Raw genomic sequence first — 19,505 nt, 5'->3', positions numbered from 1 at the left:
AACATGAGGGGATAATAAAAATACGCTTGGACTTTTTACCTTGTAGGTCAAAGAGCTAAGCCATTGAAACGTGAAATCATCGATCAAAAGAAGGTGAGCAATGAAAGTTCAGCTTATTCCATCGCTATGTGCTCTCAGCGGATTATTAATCGTCTCCATCGCATCAGCGCAGGTTGCTTATACATGGGTAGATAAAAATGGCGTGGTTCATTTTAGTGATACGCCAAACCAAGGTGCAAAAGCCATCGCGCTGCCAAACCTTGAAGCCAGCGCACCGGCTCCTAAGGTAGAAAGCACGGAATCACTCGCCCCTCAGACCAAGCTATCTAAAGAGCCACAAAACAAGCCGGAAAAGAAAACCGATAAACCTCTCCCATTAAAGCTCTCGATGCTGACTCCTCAACATAACGAAACCATCCGCAGCAACCGAGGCATCATCAATATTCAACTGGAAACCAATCGCAAGCTTGGTATCGGCGAACAGTTGCAACTGCTGCTCGACGGAAAACCTTATGGTGCGCCACAAAGCCATATGATGTGGCAGTTAAACAATATTGACCGAGGCACCCACACACTGGCCGTGCACGCGAAAAGAAGCGGCAAGCTTATTGCATCTACTAGCCCTATAACGGTGCATTTACATAGAGCAAGTGTTAAGCCGACCGTAAAAGGGGCAAAATAGAATATCTGGTGAAAAAAATAGCATCACTGCGGTGCTTTTCACTTTTTCTTCTGAGATTTATTCGCCATACTTAACGTTCAATTGCACCATTATTGTGCAACGCACAATCTTAAAGCAAAACAAGGACGTAATGTGGATACCAGTCTTCCTAGTGCCATTCTCAACAACATGGTGACAGCAACGCTGATTCTTGATGATGGATTGGCTATCCGTTATGCCAATCCGGCTGCCGAGTTGCTGTTTTCTCAAAGCGCGAAACGTATTGTTGAACAATCGCTTTCTCAATTGATTCAACATGCGTCGCTGGATCTCGCGCTGCTCACTCAACCATTGCAAAGTGGCCAAAGCATCACCGACAGTGACGTCACTTTCGTTGTTGATGGCCGCCCCTTAATGCTAGAGGTGACAGTTAGCCCAATCACTTGGCAAAAACAACTGATGTTACTCGTCGAGATGCGCAAAATTGATCAGCAGCGACGACTCTCTCAAGAACTGAACCAGCACGCCCAACAACAAGCGGCGAAACTGTTAGTCCGAGGGCTTGCACATGAGATCAAAAACCCGCTAGGTGGATTACGTGGTGCAGCGCAATTGCTAGAAAAAATGCTGCCAGATCCCTCTCTCACCGAGTATACGCACATCATTATTGAGCAAGCCGACCGTTTAAGAGCGCTCGTTGATCGATTACTCGGGCCACAAAAGCCAGGTAAAAAGACACAAGAAAACTTGCATCAAATTCTGGAAAAGGTCCGCCAGTTGGTTGAATTAGAATCGCAACGTTCAATCGTGATTGAACGCGATTACGACCCGAGCTTGCCAGAAATTTTGATGGATGCGGACCAAATCGAACAGGCTATGCTTAATATCGTCAGTAATGCGGCGCAAATTCTTAGCCATCAAGAACACGGTAAAATCACCATTCGCACCAGAACGGTGCATCAAGCTAATATTCACGGCAAACGCTGTAAACTCGCTGCGCGTGTCGAAATCACAGACAACGGCCCTGGCATTCCACCGGAATTACAAGACACGCTGTTCTATCCCATGGTCAGTGGCCGCGAGGGAGGAACTGGCTTAGGGCTGTCTATTTCACAAAATTTGATCGACCAGCACAATGGAAAAATAGACGTAGAAAGCTGGCCTAGTCACACAACATTTACTATTTATTTGCCGATCTGATTGCACTAATGGACTTCAAGTCGCATCAGTTTTTCGGTTTGCTGCAAGGATTACTACATGAGTAAAGGATATGTTTGGGTCGTTGATGACGACAGTTCCATTCGCTGGGTGATGGAGAAAACGCTCTCCTCTGCCAACATAAAATGCGAAACCTATGCCGATGGGGAAAGCGTTTTGATGGCGCTCGAACGCGAAGTACCAGATGTGCTGGTATCAGACATTCGCATGCCGGGCATTGATGGATTAGAACTGCTAAAACAAGTACAGCGCGATTACCCAGACCTTCCCGTGATTATCATGACCGCCCACTCAGATTTGGATGCGGCAGTGAATGCGTACCAAAAAGGCGCCTTTGAATACTTACCAAAACCTTTTGATATCGATGAAACCTTAACTCTGGTTGAACGAGCGATTGCACACAGTCACGAAAATAAACGTGAGCAACTCTCTCCAGAAGACATTCCCGCGGAAACGCCAGAAATCATCGGTGAAGCGCCAGCCATGCAAGAAGTATTTCGCGCCATTGGTCGTCTTTCTCGCTCCTCAATTTCAGTATTGATTAACGGTGAATCGGGCACGGGTAAAGAGCTCGTTGCTCATGCGTTGCACCGCCATAGTCCTCGCGCCAACAAACCTTTTATTGCACTCAATATGGCGGCGATTCCCAAAGATCTGATTGAGTCAGAGTTGTTTGGTCATGAAAAAGGGGCATTTACCGGGGCGAACAATGTTCGCCAGGGTCGATTCGAACAAGCCAATGGCGGCACCCTATTTTTAGACGAAATCGGTGACATGCCGTTAGATATTCAAACCCGTTTGCTGCGTGTTCTGGCCGACGGACAGTTTTATCGAGTGGGCGGTCACTCCCCAATCAGCGTCGACGTAAGGATTGTCGCGGCAACACACCAGAATTTAGAAAAGCTGGTGCATGAAGGCGATTTCCGTGAAGACTTATTCCATCGCTTGAACGTGATTCGAGTGCAGATTCCGGCATTGCGTGAACGTAAGCAAGACATCGAAAAACTTACGCAGCATTTTCTTATCCGAGCGGCTGATGAGCTGGGGGTCGAAACCAAAACTCTGCATCCGTCGACCGTTGAAATTCTTAACCGCCTTGATTGGCCGGGCAACGTGCGTCAATTAGAGAATATTTGCCGTTGGTTAACCGTCATGGCCAGTGGTAGCGAGGTATTGCCAAACGACTTACCAAGCGAACTGCTGGAAGAGAAAAAATCCATTTCGGACTCTGAGCATGGCAGCTGGCAAGAACAATTGGCGGATTGGGCACGTCAATCACTTGCGGCAGGAGATAAAGAACTGCTTTCTTATGCTTTACCAGAATTTGAGCGCATTTTATTAGAGGCAGCTTTGGAGCACACTAAAGGTCACAAGCAAGATGCCGCTAAAGTATTAGGCTGGGGGCGAAACACGCTTACCAGAAAATTAAAAGAATTGTACTGACAATCACTTACGTGGTGCGTTAACAACGAGAGTCGTTTGTCACTCGATATTAACAAAAATATCAGTACAATTGTGGCGCACCACCATCTATGTGATTAGGCAATGTCTACTGCTACGACTCAAATTACACTGCGTACCGCTGTTCTCATTCCATTTGTCATGATCTTCTTACTGGCGATCGGTGTCATTGTCTACGTCCAAAAACAAAGCTACGAAGAAGTGGTCACAGATATCAGCGACAAACAACTTTCCGTGTTAACCGAAAGTGTCCACGACCACCTTAATAGCTATCTGCGCAAGCCGTTTACTGCGGTTATGGCTCTCGCGCATAACGTCAGCTATCACAACCTTTATCATCCTCACGACACCTCAGATATTCAAAGCTACCTGCTGAGTGCATTCAAAAACCTTTACCAATCGATACCGCAGTTGGATGTCATCGCATTTGGTTCAGAAAGCGGTGACTTTGCCGGGTTCCGCCGCGAGCTTTCCGACGATTACACCTTAATGGTTCAAGATCGATATACCGATGGTGATCTGATTATTTATGGCACCAACCATGTGAGTAATAGCATTCGAACGGTTATCTCTCCATACGATCCTCGCACTCGCCCATGGTATACGCCCGTCGCAGAGACTCAAACCTCGATGTGGTCTGAGATTTATACGAATGCCGATGAACGCCAGGATATTACGCTGTCAGCCATGACACCAGTGTATAAACACGACCAATTTGCTGGCGTTTTGGTGACAGACATTCGCATCAACACATTTAACGAATTTCTACGTGAGTTAAAATACAACACCAAAGCTTCGGTCTACATCATGGACCCAGAGCATCGTTTAATCGCTCACTCAGGCCCGGGAAGCGTCATCTCATGGGGCACAAAGTTTTCTGATAAAGGGCAGCGTTTGTTTGCGGCTGAAAACGCAGATCCGATCATCAAAATCAGTGCGAGCCGCGTTCGGTCGTTTGATCTCAACAATACTAAGCAACCTTACACCTTTTCATTTGAGCATGACGGCCAACGTATTTTCAGCCGACTAACCCCATACCGAGATCAAAACGGTTTAACATGGTTTATTGGCACCTCTATATCTGAATCCGAGTTGCTGGGTACATTGCCGAAAAGCCAACAAAAGAGTTGGCTGGTCGGGTTTATCGTCAGCTTATTTGGTATCGCCATCAGTTGGATCATTTTCAACCGAGTCACCAGACCGATTAACGCGACGGCCGACGCCGCCCAACACCTTGCGAATGGCGATTGGGACAGCAGTATGCCAAAACCTGGTTATGTGTATGAGACAACGGTACTTGTGCATGCCTTTAATGAGATGACGAGTAACCTCAGAGCCTCATTTAAAGCGTTGCGTGAACAGTTGGTTTATGACTCTCTGACACGCTTATACAGTCGTCAGGGCTTGGTCGAAATCTGTGAGAACCAATCTCACCTGTGCCACGGCAGTTTATTTTTACTTGGTATCAACAAATTTAGAGATATCAACGACAGTGTGGGTCATCATAACGGTGATCAACTGTTGGTCAGCATCGCAGAAAGGCTAAAACAAGAGTTTAGTGATAACGCGTTACTGGCTCGGATTGGTGGTGATGAGTTCGCAGTGTTTCTCTCAAACGCCGATACGGAAGCCAAAGTTAAACAAACCGAGCGTCGATTACAGCAACTCTTTTCCACCCCATTTATGGTGGAAGGTGAGAATGTAGTGATGAAGATTTCACTTGGCATTGTGCAAACCCAACCAAATGAAACCATGCCGCTGTGGCTTCGCAACGCCAGCATCGCATTAAGCTACGCCAAGCAAGACTCACTGACCGGTGTCTGTCATTACAGCCCTGAACTGGCAAGCGCTTCAAAGTTCCGCACCCAAATGCTGACTAAGATTCAAACTGGCATCGAAAACCAAGAGTTTGTCCCTCATTATCAACCTATTGTGGATCTCGCTAGTGGTAATGTGTGTGGCGCAGAAGCGCTGGCGCGCTGGCACAGTGACTCAGGAATGGTGTCACCATTAGATTTTATTCCAATCGCAGAAGAAAGCGGCATGATCAAAGCCATTGGCCAACAAATTCTGTTACAAGCTTGCCGCGATACATACCAAGCCATTCAAAGTAATCAGTGGCCATCAGACTTCCAACTGCATGTGAACATCTCCGTTAATCAACTGTCCTGCCCTGATTTTGTCGATACAGTGACCAACGTGTTGGATATCACAAAATTACCTGCCAGTAACCTAACACTGGAGATCACCGAGTCGCGCATTATTGATAGCGCACCAACCACACTGGAAAATATGACCAAACTGCGTGATATGGGGATTGGTATCGCGATCGATGATTTCGGTACCGGTTACTCATCACTGGGTTATCTTCACTCACTGCCATTTACTTGTTTGAAGATTGATCGCACCTTCATCAATCAACTCACGCAAGAAAACTTAGACAGTTCGGTCGTTGCTGCGGTCATCAATATCACCGCGGGCCTCAAAACCAATGTCGTCGCAGAAGGCGTAGAGGATAGCAATCAAGCACAATTACTACGCTCTTTAGGCTGCAACCAAGTGCAAGGCTTCTATTACAGCCGTCCAATGCCACTAGAAGAGTGGCCAACACATTTGGTTAACATGAAGTAGAAAAGAGCGAGAATCGTTGATTTCCTAGACATCCTCTACTGACAATCTACCTAACTGTTATTTATACTTAACTGCAAATCTTACCCATGTATTGTCACAGATGATGTTTGGGCCCTGTTCCAGTTCATAACTATCCGGATCGACATAATGATAACGAAGAACCTTCCTCTTACTGATTTGCACCGCCACCTCGACGGTAACATTCGTACTAAAACGATTCTTGAGCTTGGCCAAAAATTTGGTATTGCTCTGCCAGCGTACGATATTGAGTCTCTAACTCCTCACGTTCAAATTGTCGAAGCGGAACCCTCTCTTGTTGCTTTCCTTTCTAAGCTCGACTGGGGTGTTGCGGTACTGGGCGACCTAGATGCATGTCGTCGTGTGGCGTACGAAAACGTAGAAGACGCACTAAACGCTCAAATCGATTACGCTGAACTGCGTTTCTCACCATACTACATGGCAATGAAACACAAGTTACCAGTAGCGGGTGTTGTTGAAGCAGTCGTGGACGGTGTGCAAGCGGGTATGCGCGATTTTGGCGTGAAAGCCAACCTGATCGGCATCATGAGTCGCACATTTGGCACCGACGCATGCCAACAAGAACTGGACGGCATTCTGAGCCAAAAAGATCACATCGTTGCCGTCGACTTGGCGGGTGACGAACTGGGCCAACCGGGCGATCGCTTTGTGTCTCACTTCAAACAAGTACGCGACGCTGGCCTTGGGGTAACGGTTCATGCTGGTGAAGCAGCAGGTGCAGAGAGCATGTGGCAAGCAATCAATGAGCTGGGCGCAACTCGTATCGGTCACGGCGTAAAAGCGCTCCACGATCCAAAACTGATGGATTACCTAGCAGAAAACCGCATTGGTATTGAGTCTTGCCTAACATCAAACTACCAAACAAGCACGGTAGAAACGTTAGAAAACCACCCTCTCAAACAGTTCCTAGAGCATGGCGTTCTTGCGTGTCTGAACACTGACGATCCAGCGGTAGAAGGCATCGAACTGCCATACGAATACGAAGTAGCGGCACCAGCAGCTGGTCTGAGCCAAGACCAGATTCGCCAAGCACAAATCAATGGTCTTGAGATTGCATTCCTTTCAGAAGCAGAAAAAGCGGAACTGAAAGCAAAAGTAAAAGATCGCGCTTAAATCCAGCGAAAACACAAAAAAATGCCAGCATCTGCTGGCATTTTTTATATCTTGAATCGGCGTCTATGATTAGATAACACGAGAGAATTGTTGCTGACGCGCCTTCGCTCGCAGGTACTTATCGAAGCTCATACAAATATTACGGATCAGCAAACGACCTCGCAGCGTCACACGAATTTCATTGTCATCCACTTCCACCAGCTCATCGTTGATGAAGGTCTGAAGTAGCTGCAAGTCTTCTTTAAAGTACTGATCAAACTTCACTTTAAACTCAGACTCGATCGCTTTCTTGTCTAGTTTAAAATTACAAATCAGCTGCTTGATCACTTCGCGACGTAGCAAATCATCAGAGTCCAGCGAGACCCCTTTCCACAATGCGTGACGAAGTTCGTTGACTTGAGCGTAGTATTTCTTCAGCTCTTTCTGGTTTTGCGCGTATGCATCGCCAATCATCGAGATTGCAGAGACACCAAAGCCAACCAAATCACATTCACCTTGTGTGGTGTAGCCTTGGAAGTTGCGATGCAAAATACCTTCGCGCTGAGCAACGGCAAGTTCGTCATCAGGCAATGCAAAATGGTCCATACCGATGAACTGGTAGCCAGCACCAGTCAGTGTCGCGATGGTATCTTGCAGAATCGCCATCTTCTCTTCTGCTTTAGGCAGATCTTCGTCTTTAATCTTACGCTGCGCTGCAAATAGCTGTGGCATGTGCGCGTAGTTAAACACGGACAGACGGCCCGGCTGCATTTCCAGTACTTGTTCTAACGTCTTGGCAAAAGAGTCTTTGGTTTGCTTTGGCAAGCCGTAGATCAAATCTAGGTTTGTCGAACGGAAACCCAACTCTTTTGCGCGCGCAACCATCGCAAAGATGAACTCTTCATCTTGCTCACGGTTCACCAGTTTTTGCACTTCTTTGTTGAAGTCCTGAACACCGATGCTCAAGCGGTTAAAGCCTTCACTACGCAGGTGATCCAGCATGGTGATCTGAATTTCACGCGGGTCAACTTCGATACTGATTTCAGCATCACTGCTAAAGGTAAACTCTTGGCGCAACAGGCTCATTACGCGTGTAATTTGCTTTTCAGAAAGGAACGTTGGCGTACCACCACCAAAGTGCAATTGCGTTACCGTTCTGCCCACCAATAAGGCTGCACGTTGACGAATCTCATGCTCAAGCACATCGAGGTATTCGTCCGCTTTGTGCGAGTGGCGCGTGATGACTTTATTACAACCACAGTAGTAACAAAGCTTGTGACAGAACGGAATGTGTACGTACAGCGATAATGGGCGGTCTGGGTACTGAGTGCATGCCATATCATAATCAGAAATGGTGAACGCTTCATGGAACTCCAGCGCCGTTGGGTACGACGTGTAGCGAGGACCGGAATAGTTGTACTTATCCAATACCGCTTGATCCCAGACGATTTGCTGCTTCGATTCAGTGTGTTGATTCGACATGGTGGTACTTTCCGTTAAATGCTAGGGCAACGAAAGCCGTCACCCGATATTCAGAGCCGCTATTTTGCCATACGACGATGACAAGCGTGGCAACGCCGACTGGCTTTTTAATTATAAAACTAAAGAAGTGCTAGCGTGATCACGATACCCCCAGCAGTCATAAGGAAACCATTGGGGGTAACTATTAAATCATCTGAATATTGATTTGATTATTCAGTGGCTGGACGTTTTTCTGCAACACTTTGAGCTCTTCAATGATCGCATCAGTGAGGCGGCTTTCCGCTTTATGACGCGTCAAGTTCTGTTGCATACGCTCTTTCTTGGCAAGTTGTTGGCGTTCTTCACCACGCGCCATATCTTTCACGATATGGTAAAGCTCAGAAATTGCTGGGTACGTTTTATCAAAATCGACACGGTCTTCACCTTGTACATAATCCATGATGTTATACACACGAATACTGATTTCAGATAAATCGCATTGGCCTTGAATACCCGCCTGACACAAGGTATGCACATTCTCAAAAATGTTGGCGTTACGTTTATCTATCGCCAATTTTTGATGCTTTAGCTGCAATTCCTTTTGCTTTTTCAATTGAAGCAGAAGGTAACCTGCATAAGAAGCAAGTGCGATGATAATCACAACACCAGCAATAGCTAATAAGGTTACATTCATAGCTTAATTATCCTTTGTAGTCGTCGAAGTTAATGTCGTCGAAATCTGCCAGCAAGTCATCATCATTGCGCGTGCTTTTCTCAGCAGGAGCAGTGAAGTCTTCCTCTTCTTCAGGTTCCAACAAACCTAGTTGGTCCATTAACTTCTCAATGCGATCGAGCTTCTCATCGACGTATTTCTGTAGACCTGTGCCTAGGTTTTCACCCGCTTCAATACGGTCTAGCAACACGTTCAATTGCGCATCATTTTCTAGCATCTCTAGTTCTTGCTCTGCCGACAAACGACGCTCTTGCTTCGTCATTTTCTTCGCAGGCTCAACAACCAGAGGAATTTTCTTTTTACTGCCTAAACGCGGGTCGCGGTTTTGTGCAGCAGCTTGCTTTTTCTGCTCGTTAACTTCTGAGTTACGGTTACCCGTTTTCAAGCCTTTGCGCTTTTTAGCACGCTTGCGTAGGCGGCCTTCCACATCAGATTCTGTACGGTTACGAGTTACAACAAACTCAGGTGCGCCAGCGGCACCTGGCTTTCTAGATTTTTTACTACGGCTCATTACTGGGGTTTCCTCAGTAAAATTACATCATTACCAATAAATTCGAGTTCGAGCTTATCCCGCTCTGCTAGGAACTGGAACGTGTCACGACTAAAGAACACTACATGAGTGAGATCGTTCTTATAATGCCATGATTTGAAAGCCTCCACGTCGATGACCATTTTCGTCATCAGGCCTATCCAGCCCCCTGGCTTAACTAAATTCAACCATTGCTTCCACACCAAATCTGGGTGGTAGAGGTGCTCTATCACCTCTGTTGCTGTCATGAAATCATACGTTTTTTCTAAAACCGACGTATCAGGGTGGTAGTAGAGATCGTACAACGCCATGTTGTGCCCCGCCTCTTCCAGCATCAAGGAGAGCGTTGGGCCAGGACCACAACCAAAGTCGATACCATTTGATTGTGGAGAAATTCGCTCTGTGATCGGGTCAGCAATACGCGACAAAAAGCGTCGGTAACCTAAATCTTCAGGGTTGTTCTCATGCAAATCATAGTGAGCTTTTTCGGTTTCCGCATCCAAACGTTGGTCTGGATTCACGAACACCAAACAGCACTGCTCACATTGAAGATATTCACGTCGCTTATCTTCAAAATAGTGGTGAGTACGCTGATTTTGGCATAAAGGACAGGTATGCATGCTGACTTCCTCAAACAGGGATGCGAAACATACCAGAAAGTGAACTCAGATTGGAGTGTTGCTGAGCATTTTTTCAGCAATTTTTGTTAAAAAACTTTGTTTACAACCCATCGAAGTAAATAAGTGCAGTAATCGTAATTCAGATTGCGACTTACCAAGGGAAAAGAATATAAAAAAAGCGACAGTCAGACTGTCGCTTTCTAAGTGCCATCAATTGGCGAAACTGTGTTGCACACATTTGGTGCACCAATGATCCCTTTGTTTTTCGAGCTTTCCCTGCCAAAAAGAGTTGTTTTTCATCTTCCTGATGAGTTTTGGCTATCCGTTTACTTCCTGTCTACTGAGCAACTTCCTGTGCCTGATCCGTTTCACTGTCTTAACCGTCAGACGAGATGACCATCCTTATCTGATAGGCTCCCTACCTATCTAAATCCCTTTCTAAATCACCAAGCATCCGAGCTACATCCTTGGAGACCTAAACCGTGGTCTTAAATCCTTACATTCACCCCCTGTGAACAACTTCTACTTTACGCCATCCCGCGATGCTCACAAGTAATGAGTTGAAAAAATAATCCACCTATTTTTCTAAAACATCAAAATTATCATTTAATCAAAAACTTAAAAACATCAACAAGAAAAAGCCAACATCAAGTATGGCAAATGTCTCACAAACTACCGAGCTAACTATCGCTTTCGAATCCAAACTCGACTGTGATATCTGTCACGAACAAAAATGCCCTAGTGGATTCACTAGGGCATTTTTGTACAAGTTGCTCGAACGATGTAGGGACATCTACCCAATAAACTCAAGATGCAGGATCTTGAGCGATTTAGGTATATTAGTGCAGACCGCCAACGTATTTAGACAGCACTTCGATATCTTCGTCTGTCATTTTCTTCGCGATGTCGCGCATCATGGCATTCATATCATTACCACGGTCGCCATCACGGAATTTTTCTAGCTGAGCTTTGATGTAGTCAGCATGCTGACCAGAAATTTTCGGGAAACCTGAAAGCTCAGTACCATTGCCACGAGGACCATGACATGCAATACATGCGGTTAGGCCACGCTCGGCATCACCAGCGGTATAAAGCGTTTTGCCTTTTGCTACCACATCTTCAGGTGTTGAGTTTTCTGAAACTGGTAGCGAAGCGTAGTAAGCAGATAGGTCTGCGATATCTTCATCGCTCAGTGGCATTGCCATACCACTCATTACAGGATCGTAACGACCTTGTTTACCACCACTTGTCATGCCTAGCTTAAGTTCTTTTAACTGCTTCTCAAGATACTTAGCGTGTTGGCCTGCGAGTTTCGGGTACGTTGTTATTGCACTGTTGCCATCTGCTCCGTGACAGGCGACACAGGTTTGTGATTTTGCTTTACCAGCCTCAATATTACCTTGGGCCCATACTGAGCAACTGGCTAAAAGACTCAAAATTAGCGCTAATTTCTTCATGACATTCCATTATAATTATCAAGCTTCCAGTACCACGGAATGTGAACATACCGCGTACACTCATGGTACAATAGGCGACCTTATGCCGAGCACGGTTATTTTACACATTTTCACAAAAAAGTAATCAATCGACTACACAAAGTCGAGATGGAGTTAACAGTGAGCGTAAAAATTCATTACCAAAATACGCATTTCATCACCAGCGCACCCGATATTCGTCACCTACCGGAAGACGAAGGTGTCGAAATTGCGTTTGCAGGACGCTCAAACGCTGGTAAATCGAGTGCACTTAACCGTCTAACTAATCAAAAAAGCTTAGCCAAGACATCAAAGACACCTGGTCGTACGCAATTAATCAACCTTTTCAAAGTAGAAGAAGGTTGTCACATTGTCGATCTACCTGGATACGGTTTTGCTCAAGTACCGGTAGAGATGAAAAACAAATGGCAGAAATCTTTGGGTGAATACCTACAGAAACGCGAGTGCCTAAAAGGCTTAGTGGTTCTGATGGACATTCGTCATCCAATGAAAGATCTCGACCAGCAAATGATTTTCTGGGCCATCGATAGCCACATTCCTGTGCAAGTTTTGCTAACCAAAGCAGATAAACTAAAAAGTGGCGCACGCAAACAAACCCTGCTGAAAGTTCGCAAACAAGTGGAAACTTTCGGTGGCGACGTTTCCGTTGATGTGTTCTCTTCCCTTAAAGGATTAGGCGTTGATCAGCTGCGTGCAAAACTAGATACCTGGTTTGCACCGGCGCTCGCACACCTGATAGAAGAAGGCGAACTGGATACCCCAGCAAGCGACGAAGAATAATTAACAATATTTGTTAAATCTTTTCGACACGGCCCTACCATTTGGTGGGGCTTTTGTTTATCTGAGCTAAATAACAGGCAATAAAAATCCCCACCTTCCTGGCAGGGATAACGGGAGAGAAAAATTGGTAATTATTGTTATGTGACGAAGCATTGCTGAACTATCGGATGATTTCAATAGCTTAAAAAGCCGCCTAATTTTAGCTTTCGCTTAATTAACTCACAACCATAACCAATAAAGAAAATACAATTCAACAAGTTAGACAGAAACCTACCCACTTCCACGTCAACTTAGTTTCCTTCAAGAAAAAATCATAGTGTGATTGGCATAAATTTACAGACTGAATAGTTTGCGAGTATTTGAAGAAAATTGGAGTGTAGACAATAGGTTAAAGATGGAAGAAATATAAAGACAAGTCGTTACCAACCCAACACATTGAACAAAAAGAAAAATTTTCTTTCGCCCAATAAAAAACGCCCCAGTCAAAAGCTGACTGGGGCGGCTGAATCAGCCTAATCCAATAACGTGAAACAAAAGGTCTGAAAGATAGAACATCTTACCTCTGTACCCTACGAGTATTAATGTACAACAATTGGTCAGAATTGCAAAGAATTTTTGTAGTTTTTTTTCATTAAATTTTTATTAAGCAACATCAAAGTTAACTTTGCGCTAGCTTTTTTAATCGCAAAAAAAAGCCAGCGTTTGTGCGCTGGCTCATAATTAATTGGTTATTTTGGTCTAAAAGTGACTAATGAGCTTGATCCCAGTTGTCACCGTGCCCTGCTTCTGCAACCAACGGTACTTTTAGCTCTGCTGCAGATTCCATCAATTTCTGTACTTTACTTTCAATTTCGGACAATGATGACTCTTCAACTTCAAAGACCAATTCATCGTGTACTTGCATTAACAACTTCACACGGCCATTGCCTTCTTCCTGAATCCACTGATCAACCAACAGCATCGCTTTCTTAATGATGTCCGCAGCCGTACCTTGCATCGGTGCGTTGATTGCCGCACGTTCAGCAGCTTTACGACGCATCCCGTTGCGCGATTTGATTTCTGGTAAATGCAAACGTCGACCAAAAATCGTTTCAACATAGCCCTTATCTGCAGCCGTGCTGCGCGTGTCTTCCATGTACTGCATAACGCCAGGGTAACGCTCAAAGTATTTATCCATGTAGGCTTGTGCTTCGCCGCGAGGGATACCGAGCTGCTTCGCCAAACCAAATGCACTCATGCCATAGATAAGCCCGAAGTTAACGGCTTTAGCACGGCGACGCTGCTCGCTCGATACTTGTTCAATATCCAGACCCATAATTTCTGCCGCAGTTGCCGCGTGAATGTCTTTACCATCACGGAAGGCATCCAATAACGCTTGGTCGCCAGAAAGGTGCGCCATGATGCGCAGTTCGATTTGCGAGTAGTCGACCGCTAAGATTTTATGGCCAGCTGGTGCGACAAACGCTTGGCGAATACGACGGCCAGCTTCGTTACGAATTGGAATGTTCTGTAAGTTCGGATCGGTAGAAGATAGACGACCTGTTGCGGTTACCGCTTGATGGTAAGAAGTATGCACACGCCCTGTTGTTGGGTTGATCATCTTCGGCAGTTTGTCCGTGTACGTTGACTTTAGCTTCGCCAAACCACGGTATTCCAAAATCAATTTTGGCAGTGGGTAATCTAAGGCAAGCTCTTGCAGCACTTCTTCATTCGTCGATGGTGTACCTGATGGCGTTTTCTTCACCACCGGTAAACCCATTTTTTCAAATAGGATGGCTTGTAATTGCTTTGGCGAGTTCATGTTGAACTCTTGCTCTGCAATTTCATACGCTTTCTTTTCAAGCTCATCAAGGCGAGCGGTAATCTCGACCGACTGCGCACTCAGCTTCATTTCGTCAATAAAGACCCCGGTGCGTTCAATGCGCGAAAGAACTGGCACCAACGGCATTTCAATCTCTTCGTAAACTGTCTTTAGGCTTTCATCCTGCTCGATATTCGCAAACAAGCGATTGTGCAGACGAAGGGTCACATCCGCATCTTCTGCCGCGTATGGCGATGCTTGTTCCAACTCGATTTGGTTAAACGTAAGCTGATTTTTGCCTTTACCTGCAATTTGCTCAAAAGAAATGCAACTATGCTGTAGGAAGCGCAGCGCTAAGCTGTCCATATCGTGTTTACCGCCGACACTGTTGTAAATGTACGATTCCAACATCGTGTCGTGCTTGATACCTTTTAGTTCAATGTCATAACGAGCCAATACAGACGCATCATACTTTAAGTTTTGACCAACTTTTGCTTTCGCTGCATCTTCAAGAATTGGCTTAAGCTGTCCTAGAACCCAATCACGATCAAGCTGTTCAGGTGCATCTAGGTAGTCATGTGCAACAGGCACATAAGCGGCAATGCCTTCATCGACAGCGAATGACAAACCAACCAGGTTCGCTAGCATGTAATCTAGGTTGTCGGTTTCCGTATCAAACGCAAACAACTCGGCCGTTTGAAGTTTGTCTAGCCACGCATTGAAGGTTTCTTCATCCAGAATCGTTTCATATTGGCTGCGGTCGATTGTCACTGCGGAAGTTTCCATCTCGGCATGAGAAGCAGAGGCTTGAGCAGAGCCAGCAAGCTCAACAGCTTCTACCGACCCAGAACCGCCTTCAAGTAGTTCGTTCAACCAAGATTTAAACGTCAGTTGGCCATACAGCTTCACTAGTTCGTCTTTATTTGGTTCCGCTTTCAGCAGTGATTCTGGCGTTTCTTCAAGTTCAACATCCAATTTAATGGTCGCGAGCTCGTACGACAGCATGGCATTTTCTTTGTTATCGATGAGCTTCTTCGCCATGGTTTTAGAACCACGGAAACCGAGCGCAGCAATGTCATCGAGATTTTCATACAGCTTAGTCAGACCGCCAATACCTTGCAGTAGTGCGGTCGCTGTTTTATCACCCACGCCTGGCACACCAGGGATATTATCTACTTTATCGCCCATCAGCGCTAGGTAGTCGATGATTAACTCAGGTGGAATGCCAAACTTTTCAACCACACCTTCACGATCCATCACGACGTTCGTCATGGTGTTGATCAGGGTAATATTATCATCCACCAACTGCGCCATGTCTTTATCACCAGTACTGATCAATACAGGCATGCCCTTTTGTGATGCTTGATGCGCCAACGTACCAATGACGTCATCCGCTTCGACACCAGGAACACAGATCAGTGGTAAACCCATCGCGCGAATAACATTGTGCAATGGTTCAATTTGGCAACGCAGATCATCCGGCATTGGCGGACGATTAGCTTTGTATTCTGCATACATATCATCACGGAAGGTTTTTCCCTTCGCATCGAAAACCACCGCGATGCGCTCAGACGCAAACTGACGCATCATGCTGCGTAACATGTTCACGACACCGTAAACGGCATTAGTTGGAATTTCACCATTACTCATGGTGCCCGGGTAGGCGTGAAAAGCGCGATATAGGTAAGAAGAGCCGTCGATAAGGATCAACGGATTTTCAGGAATACTTGCCATAATTGTCTGTATCCAATTCAGTACTTGAGAGATCTGCCTAGGATGCCATGACTGCTGATCCGAATCTATCTTGTTCGCTCGATCTAGGTCGCGTAAATTTTTCGATTTTATTCACGAAGATAACCTCACCCTGTGGATAACTCTGTTTATAGAAATTATCCACTGGTTATCCAATGATAGAAAACACAAAAAACACTTACGTTAAGTTATTGTTTTTAAAGGTTTATTTTATAAAGCGGCGAGAAGATCAACGATCCTTAAATGATCATCGTGTGTGGAAAAAATACGAATAGTGACGTCAAATAGAAATCGTAGAAAAGAAAAAAGCGACCCGAATGGGGTCGCCTAGCAGAAGTGGTAAAGCAAATTCTGTAAATAGAGCAGCTTAACCAAGAAGCTATAAATTACACTGGAAGCAATGTGAGCAATGTCGTGTCAAAAAGAATTCGTGCAAGTTCTCGGAAAAATGTTTCATCACTTCTCAACTTTCAGTTAATCAACTTCTGTTAATAAGTCATTCAACGTCCTTGTGAACTCTTCCTCATTCCCTAAGACAGGTTTAATAATAATGATTCTCATTTCGTAGTCAACAGTTAAATGAGAAAAAATCTCATTTATTTTCACATCGCTTTAATGAAATGAACTCGAGATTCACGAAGATTAATTTTTTCTTCAAATTTTTCAATGATATAGCCATTCCTCAATAACAATCGAAGCATAGCAGGAAACTGATTTCGAGATTTCACTTTTAACGTGTTATAGCCTTGCTCAGCCGCCCAATCTTCTTGTGCTTCCAAAAGCAATTGTGCCACGCCTTCATTTCGAGCCTCAGGAACGACACCACCTAACCAGCTATAGAAAACACCATCCTCTAATTCGTAACCTATTTTGAAGCCGACAATCGTGCCATTTTTTTCTGCAACGAGGATTAAACTGTTTTTCTCTTCTAAACGTTGAGTCATGGAGTCTACCGTTTCTCCTTTCGAAAATTCGGTAACACGTGCCACAACTTGAAGTGCTTCTTCCAATGTGCCTTCACGAATCAGCATTGTCATTGTTCTCTTCTCCAAAATAAAAATACCCAAGCACCTTGGATTGTTACTGTTGTAATCCGCCTGAGGTTACTTGGGTATATACAGACGAACAACTCTTGTTGGTCTGGTGTTTCTCACTGAGCGATAATTACTCTTCAGTCGCTTCCGGAGTACGATTTAGGTGTTGAGCAGTTTGTGCATTCTCTTCTGCCAACCACTCAGCCACATCTTTCGCAAAGTACGTTAAGATGCCGTCAGCACCTGCACGTTTGAAGCACAGTAGTGATTCCATCACAATTTCGCGCTCTTTGAGCCAGCCATTCATGATCGCCGCTTTATGCATCGCGTACTCGCCAGATACTTGATAAGCAAATGTCGGTACTTGAAGTTCAGTTTTTACTCGGCGAACTACATCTAAGTATGGCATACCAGGTTTAACCATCACCATGTCCGCACCTTCATTGATGTCTAGCGCCACTTCGTGAATCGCTTCATCAATGTTTGCTGGGTCCATTTGGTAGTTTTTCTTGTTGCCGCCTTTTAGATTTGAAGAGGAGCCAACCGCATCACGGAATGGTCCGTAGTAGTTCGATGCGTATTTAGCCGAGTAAGCCATGATTTGAGTATGGATGTAGCCCGCGTTTTCTAATGCTTCGCGGATCTTACCAATTCGGCCATCCATCATGTCTGAAGGCGCGACGACGTCAGCACCCGCTTCAGCGTGAGACAAAGCCTGCTTAACCAGTACTTCCGTGGTTTCATCATTCATTACGTAACCATCTTCATCGATGATGCCGTCTTGGCCGTGCGTCGTGAATGGGTCAAGTGCCACATCTGTGATCACACCGATTTGAGGAATATGTTCTTTAAGCGCACGTACTGCTCGCTGAACCAAACCTTCTGGGTTGTAGGCTTCAGTAGCACATAAGCTTTTAGCGTCTTGGTTTACGACAGGGAAAAGCGCGATTGCTGGAACGCCTAGATTTGCAAGGTATTGCGCTTCTTCTAGCATTAAATCAATCGACAAACGCTCTACACCCGGCATGGACTCCACGCTCTCACGACGATCTTTACCCATTAGGATGAACATTGGGTAAATCAGATCATTAACAGAAAGTTGGTTCTCAGCCATCAAACGACGACTAAAATCGTGCTTACGTAAACGACGCATACGGCGTGCAGGGAATGGACCTTGAATTGATACAGACACCATTTTCTCCTTGTCTGGACGGTTATGATGATCAAATCATCTGGTGAACAAAATCATATCACTCTTGATGCATGTTGCGAGTGACAATCTGGAAAAAGGTAATGAAAAAAACTGAAAATGACCCAGCACTCACACTCAAGTATACTTCGAATACGAAACCAATCATGAAGCACAGAGAGTAACGATGATCGATACCCACGCGCACATCTATGCCAGCGAATTTGATAACGACCGCGATGAAGTAGTACAACGCGCCTTAGCGCAAGGCATTAATAAGATCCTGTTGCCAAACATCGATCTGGACTCTATTAAGCCCATGCTACAAACCGAAGCGGCATATCCTGACGTGTGCCACTCAATGATGGGACTCCACCCTTGCTATGTGGATAACAACGTTGAGCAAACGTTGGAAATCATCCGCGGCTGGTTTGAGAAACACAAGTTTATTGCGGTGGGTGAAATTGGTATCGACCTGTATTGGGACAAAACCTATCGCGCCGAGCAAGAGATGGCATTCGTAGCTCAACTTAACTGGGCAAAAGAGATGGATTTACCAGTCGTTATCCACACTCGTGATTCGATTGAAGAAACACTCACTTTGCTAAGACAAGAGCAAGATGGTCGTCTGAGTGGTGTATTCCACTGTTTTGGAGGCAGCTTAGAAGAAGCGCAAGCAATCAATGAGCTAGGCTTCCACTTAGGCTTGGGTGGCGTATCGACCTTTAAGAATGGCGGGATGGATAAAGTCATTCCACATTTGGATATGCAGTGGGTCATTTTAGAAACCGATTGTCCATACTTAGCGCCTGTACCGCACCGTGGTAAGCGTAATGAACCAGCCTACACTTCTCTCGTTGCACAACGTGTTGCCGACTTGCGTGATGTCGATGTCGCAACTATCGATGCAATAACGACTGAAAATGCCAAAAAGCTGTTTAATATTTAATTCACGAAAATTGAAAAAAGCGACGAAATCAACGTCGCTTTTTTATTACCTAAACTATT

The 19,505-nt window shown here is 45.2% G+C and carries 15 protein-coding genes; 7 read left to right on the top strand and 8 right to left on the bottom strand.

Annotated elements, in window-relative coordinates; genetic code table 11:
* Positions 1-100: 100 nt before the first annotated feature.
* The 5 genes from L3V30_RS15065 to add all read left to right on the top strand — a co-directional run bounded on the left by L3V30_RS15065 (position 101) and on the right by add (position 7,123).
* Positions 101-682, top strand: a complete 582-nt coding sequence (locus tag L3V30_RS15065) for a DUF4124 domain-containing protein (protein WP_046874153.1) — start codon at positions 101-103, stop codon at positions 680-682.
* A 132-nt stretch (positions 683-814) separates the two neighbouring features.
* On the top strand, positions 815-1,861 hold the full coding sequence (gene glnL / locus L3V30_RS15060) for a nitrogen regulation protein NR(II) (protein ID WP_346014790.1): 1,047 nt from the start codon (positions 815-817) through the stop codon (positions 1,859-1,861).
* 57 nt (positions 1,862-1,918) lie between these two features.
* Complete coding sequence (glnG, locus tag L3V30_RS15055) at positions 1,919-3,322, top strand: nitrogen regulation protein NR(I) (RefSeq protein WP_005395036.1); 1,404 nt, start codon at positions 1,919-1,921, stop codon at positions 3,320-3,322.
* A gap of 102 nt (positions 3,323-3,424) precedes the next feature.
* A complete protein-coding gene (locus tag L3V30_RS15050) occupies positions 3,425-5,971 on the top strand; it encodes an EAL domain-containing protein (protein WP_005395037.1) in 2,547 nt (848 codons plus the stop codon).
* A 147-nt stretch (positions 5,972-6,118) separates the two neighbouring features.
* Positions 6,119-7,123 (top strand): adenosine deaminase, encoded by a 1,005-nt coding sequence (gene add / locus L3V30_RS15045; protein WP_104971131.1) that lies wholly within the window; start codon positions 6,119-6,121, stop codon positions 7,121-7,123.
* Positions 7,124-7,192: 69 nt separating this feature from the next.
* On the opposite strand, the gene hemN is transcribed toward add, so the two are convergent.
* The 5 genes from hemN to L3V30_RS15020 form a co-directional block, all read right to left on the bottom strand.
* Positions 7,193-8,584 carry an oxygen-independent coproporphyrinogen III oxidase gene (hemN, locus tag L3V30_RS15040; protein WP_048624602.1) on the bottom strand — a complete coding sequence of 464 codons (1,392 nt, stop codon included), beginning with the start codon at positions 8,582-8,584 and terminating at the stop codon, positions 7,193-7,195.
* Between the two features lie 184 nt (positions 8,585-8,768).
* Entirely contained in the window at positions 8,769-9,257 is a 489-nt protein-coding gene (locus L3V30_RS15035; protein ID WP_005379254.1) for a DUF2489 domain-containing protein, read from the bottom strand.
* Between the two features lie 7 nt (positions 9,258-9,264).
* Positions 9,265-9,807 carry a Der GTPase-activating protein YihI gene (gene yihI / locus L3V30_RS15030; RefSeq protein ID WP_005394455.1) on the bottom strand — a complete coding sequence of 181 codons (543 nt, stop codon included), beginning with the start codon at positions 9,805-9,807 and terminating at the stop codon, positions 9,265-9,267.
* The gene (locus L3V30_RS15025; RefSeq protein ID WP_193448012.1) at positions 9,807-10,445 is read right to left on the bottom strand and encodes a class I SAM-dependent methyltransferase; all 639 of its coding nucleotides are present in this window, start codon (positions 10,443-10,445) and stop codon (positions 9,807-9,809) included. The genes yihI and L3V30_RS15025 overlap by 1 nt, the downstream gene beginning before the upstream one ends.
* Positions 10,446-11,284: 839 nt before the next feature.
* Positions 11,285-11,902, bottom strand: coding sequence for a c-type cytochrome (locus L3V30_RS15020; RefSeq protein ID WP_005379248.1), 618 nt, complete (start codon positions 11,900-11,902; stop codon positions 11,285-11,287).
* A gap of 159 nt (positions 11,903-12,061) precedes the next feature.
* Here L3V30_RS15020 and yihA point away from each other — a divergent pair, with 159 nt between their 5' ends.
* Entirely contained in the window at positions 12,062-12,721 is a 660-nt protein-coding gene (gene yihA / locus L3V30_RS15015) for a ribosome biogenesis GTP-binding protein YihA/YsxC (RefSeq protein WP_005394452.1), read from the top strand.
* A 748-nt stretch (positions 12,722-13,469) separates the two neighbouring features.
* Here yihA and polA read toward each other — a convergent pair.
* From polA to hemB, 3 genes are all read right to left on the bottom strand, one after another.
* Positions 13,470-16,256, bottom strand: a complete 2,787-nt coding sequence (gene polA / locus L3V30_RS15010) for a DNA polymerase I (protein ID WP_046874157.1) — start codon at positions 16,254-16,256, stop codon at positions 13,470-13,472.
* 620 nt (positions 16,257-16,876) lie between these two features.
* The gene (locus L3V30_RS15005; RefSeq protein WP_012841227.1) at positions 16,877-17,311 is read right to left on the bottom strand and encodes a GNAT family N-acetyltransferase; all 435 of its coding nucleotides are present in this window, start codon (positions 17,309-17,311) and stop codon (positions 16,877-16,879) included.
* A 127-nt stretch (positions 17,312-17,438) separates the two neighbouring features.
* Entirely contained in the window at positions 17,439-18,500 is a 1,062-nt protein-coding gene (gene hemB / locus L3V30_RS15000) for a porphobilinogen synthase (protein WP_031777176.1), read from the bottom strand.
* Positions 18,501-18,684: 184 nt separating this feature from the next.
* Here hemB and L3V30_RS14995 point away from each other — a divergent pair, with 184 nt between their 5' ends.
* Positions 18,685-19,446 carry a TatD family hydrolase gene (locus tag L3V30_RS14995; protein ID WP_237309214.1) on the top strand — a complete coding sequence of 254 codons (762 nt, stop codon included), beginning with the start codon at positions 18,685-18,687 and terminating at the stop codon, positions 19,444-19,446.
* Positions 19,447-19,505 lie beyond the last annotated feature (59 nt).

This window comes from Vibrio sp. A1-1 (genome assembly GCF_021728175.1).
GTDB classification, from domain to species: Bacteria; Pseudomonadota; Gammaproteobacteria; order Enterobacterales; family Vibrionaceae; genus Vibrio; species Vibrio diabolicus.
The sequence above is the reverse complement of the archived record's forward strand: the minus strand, read 5'-3'. Positions and strand labels throughout refer to the sequence as shown.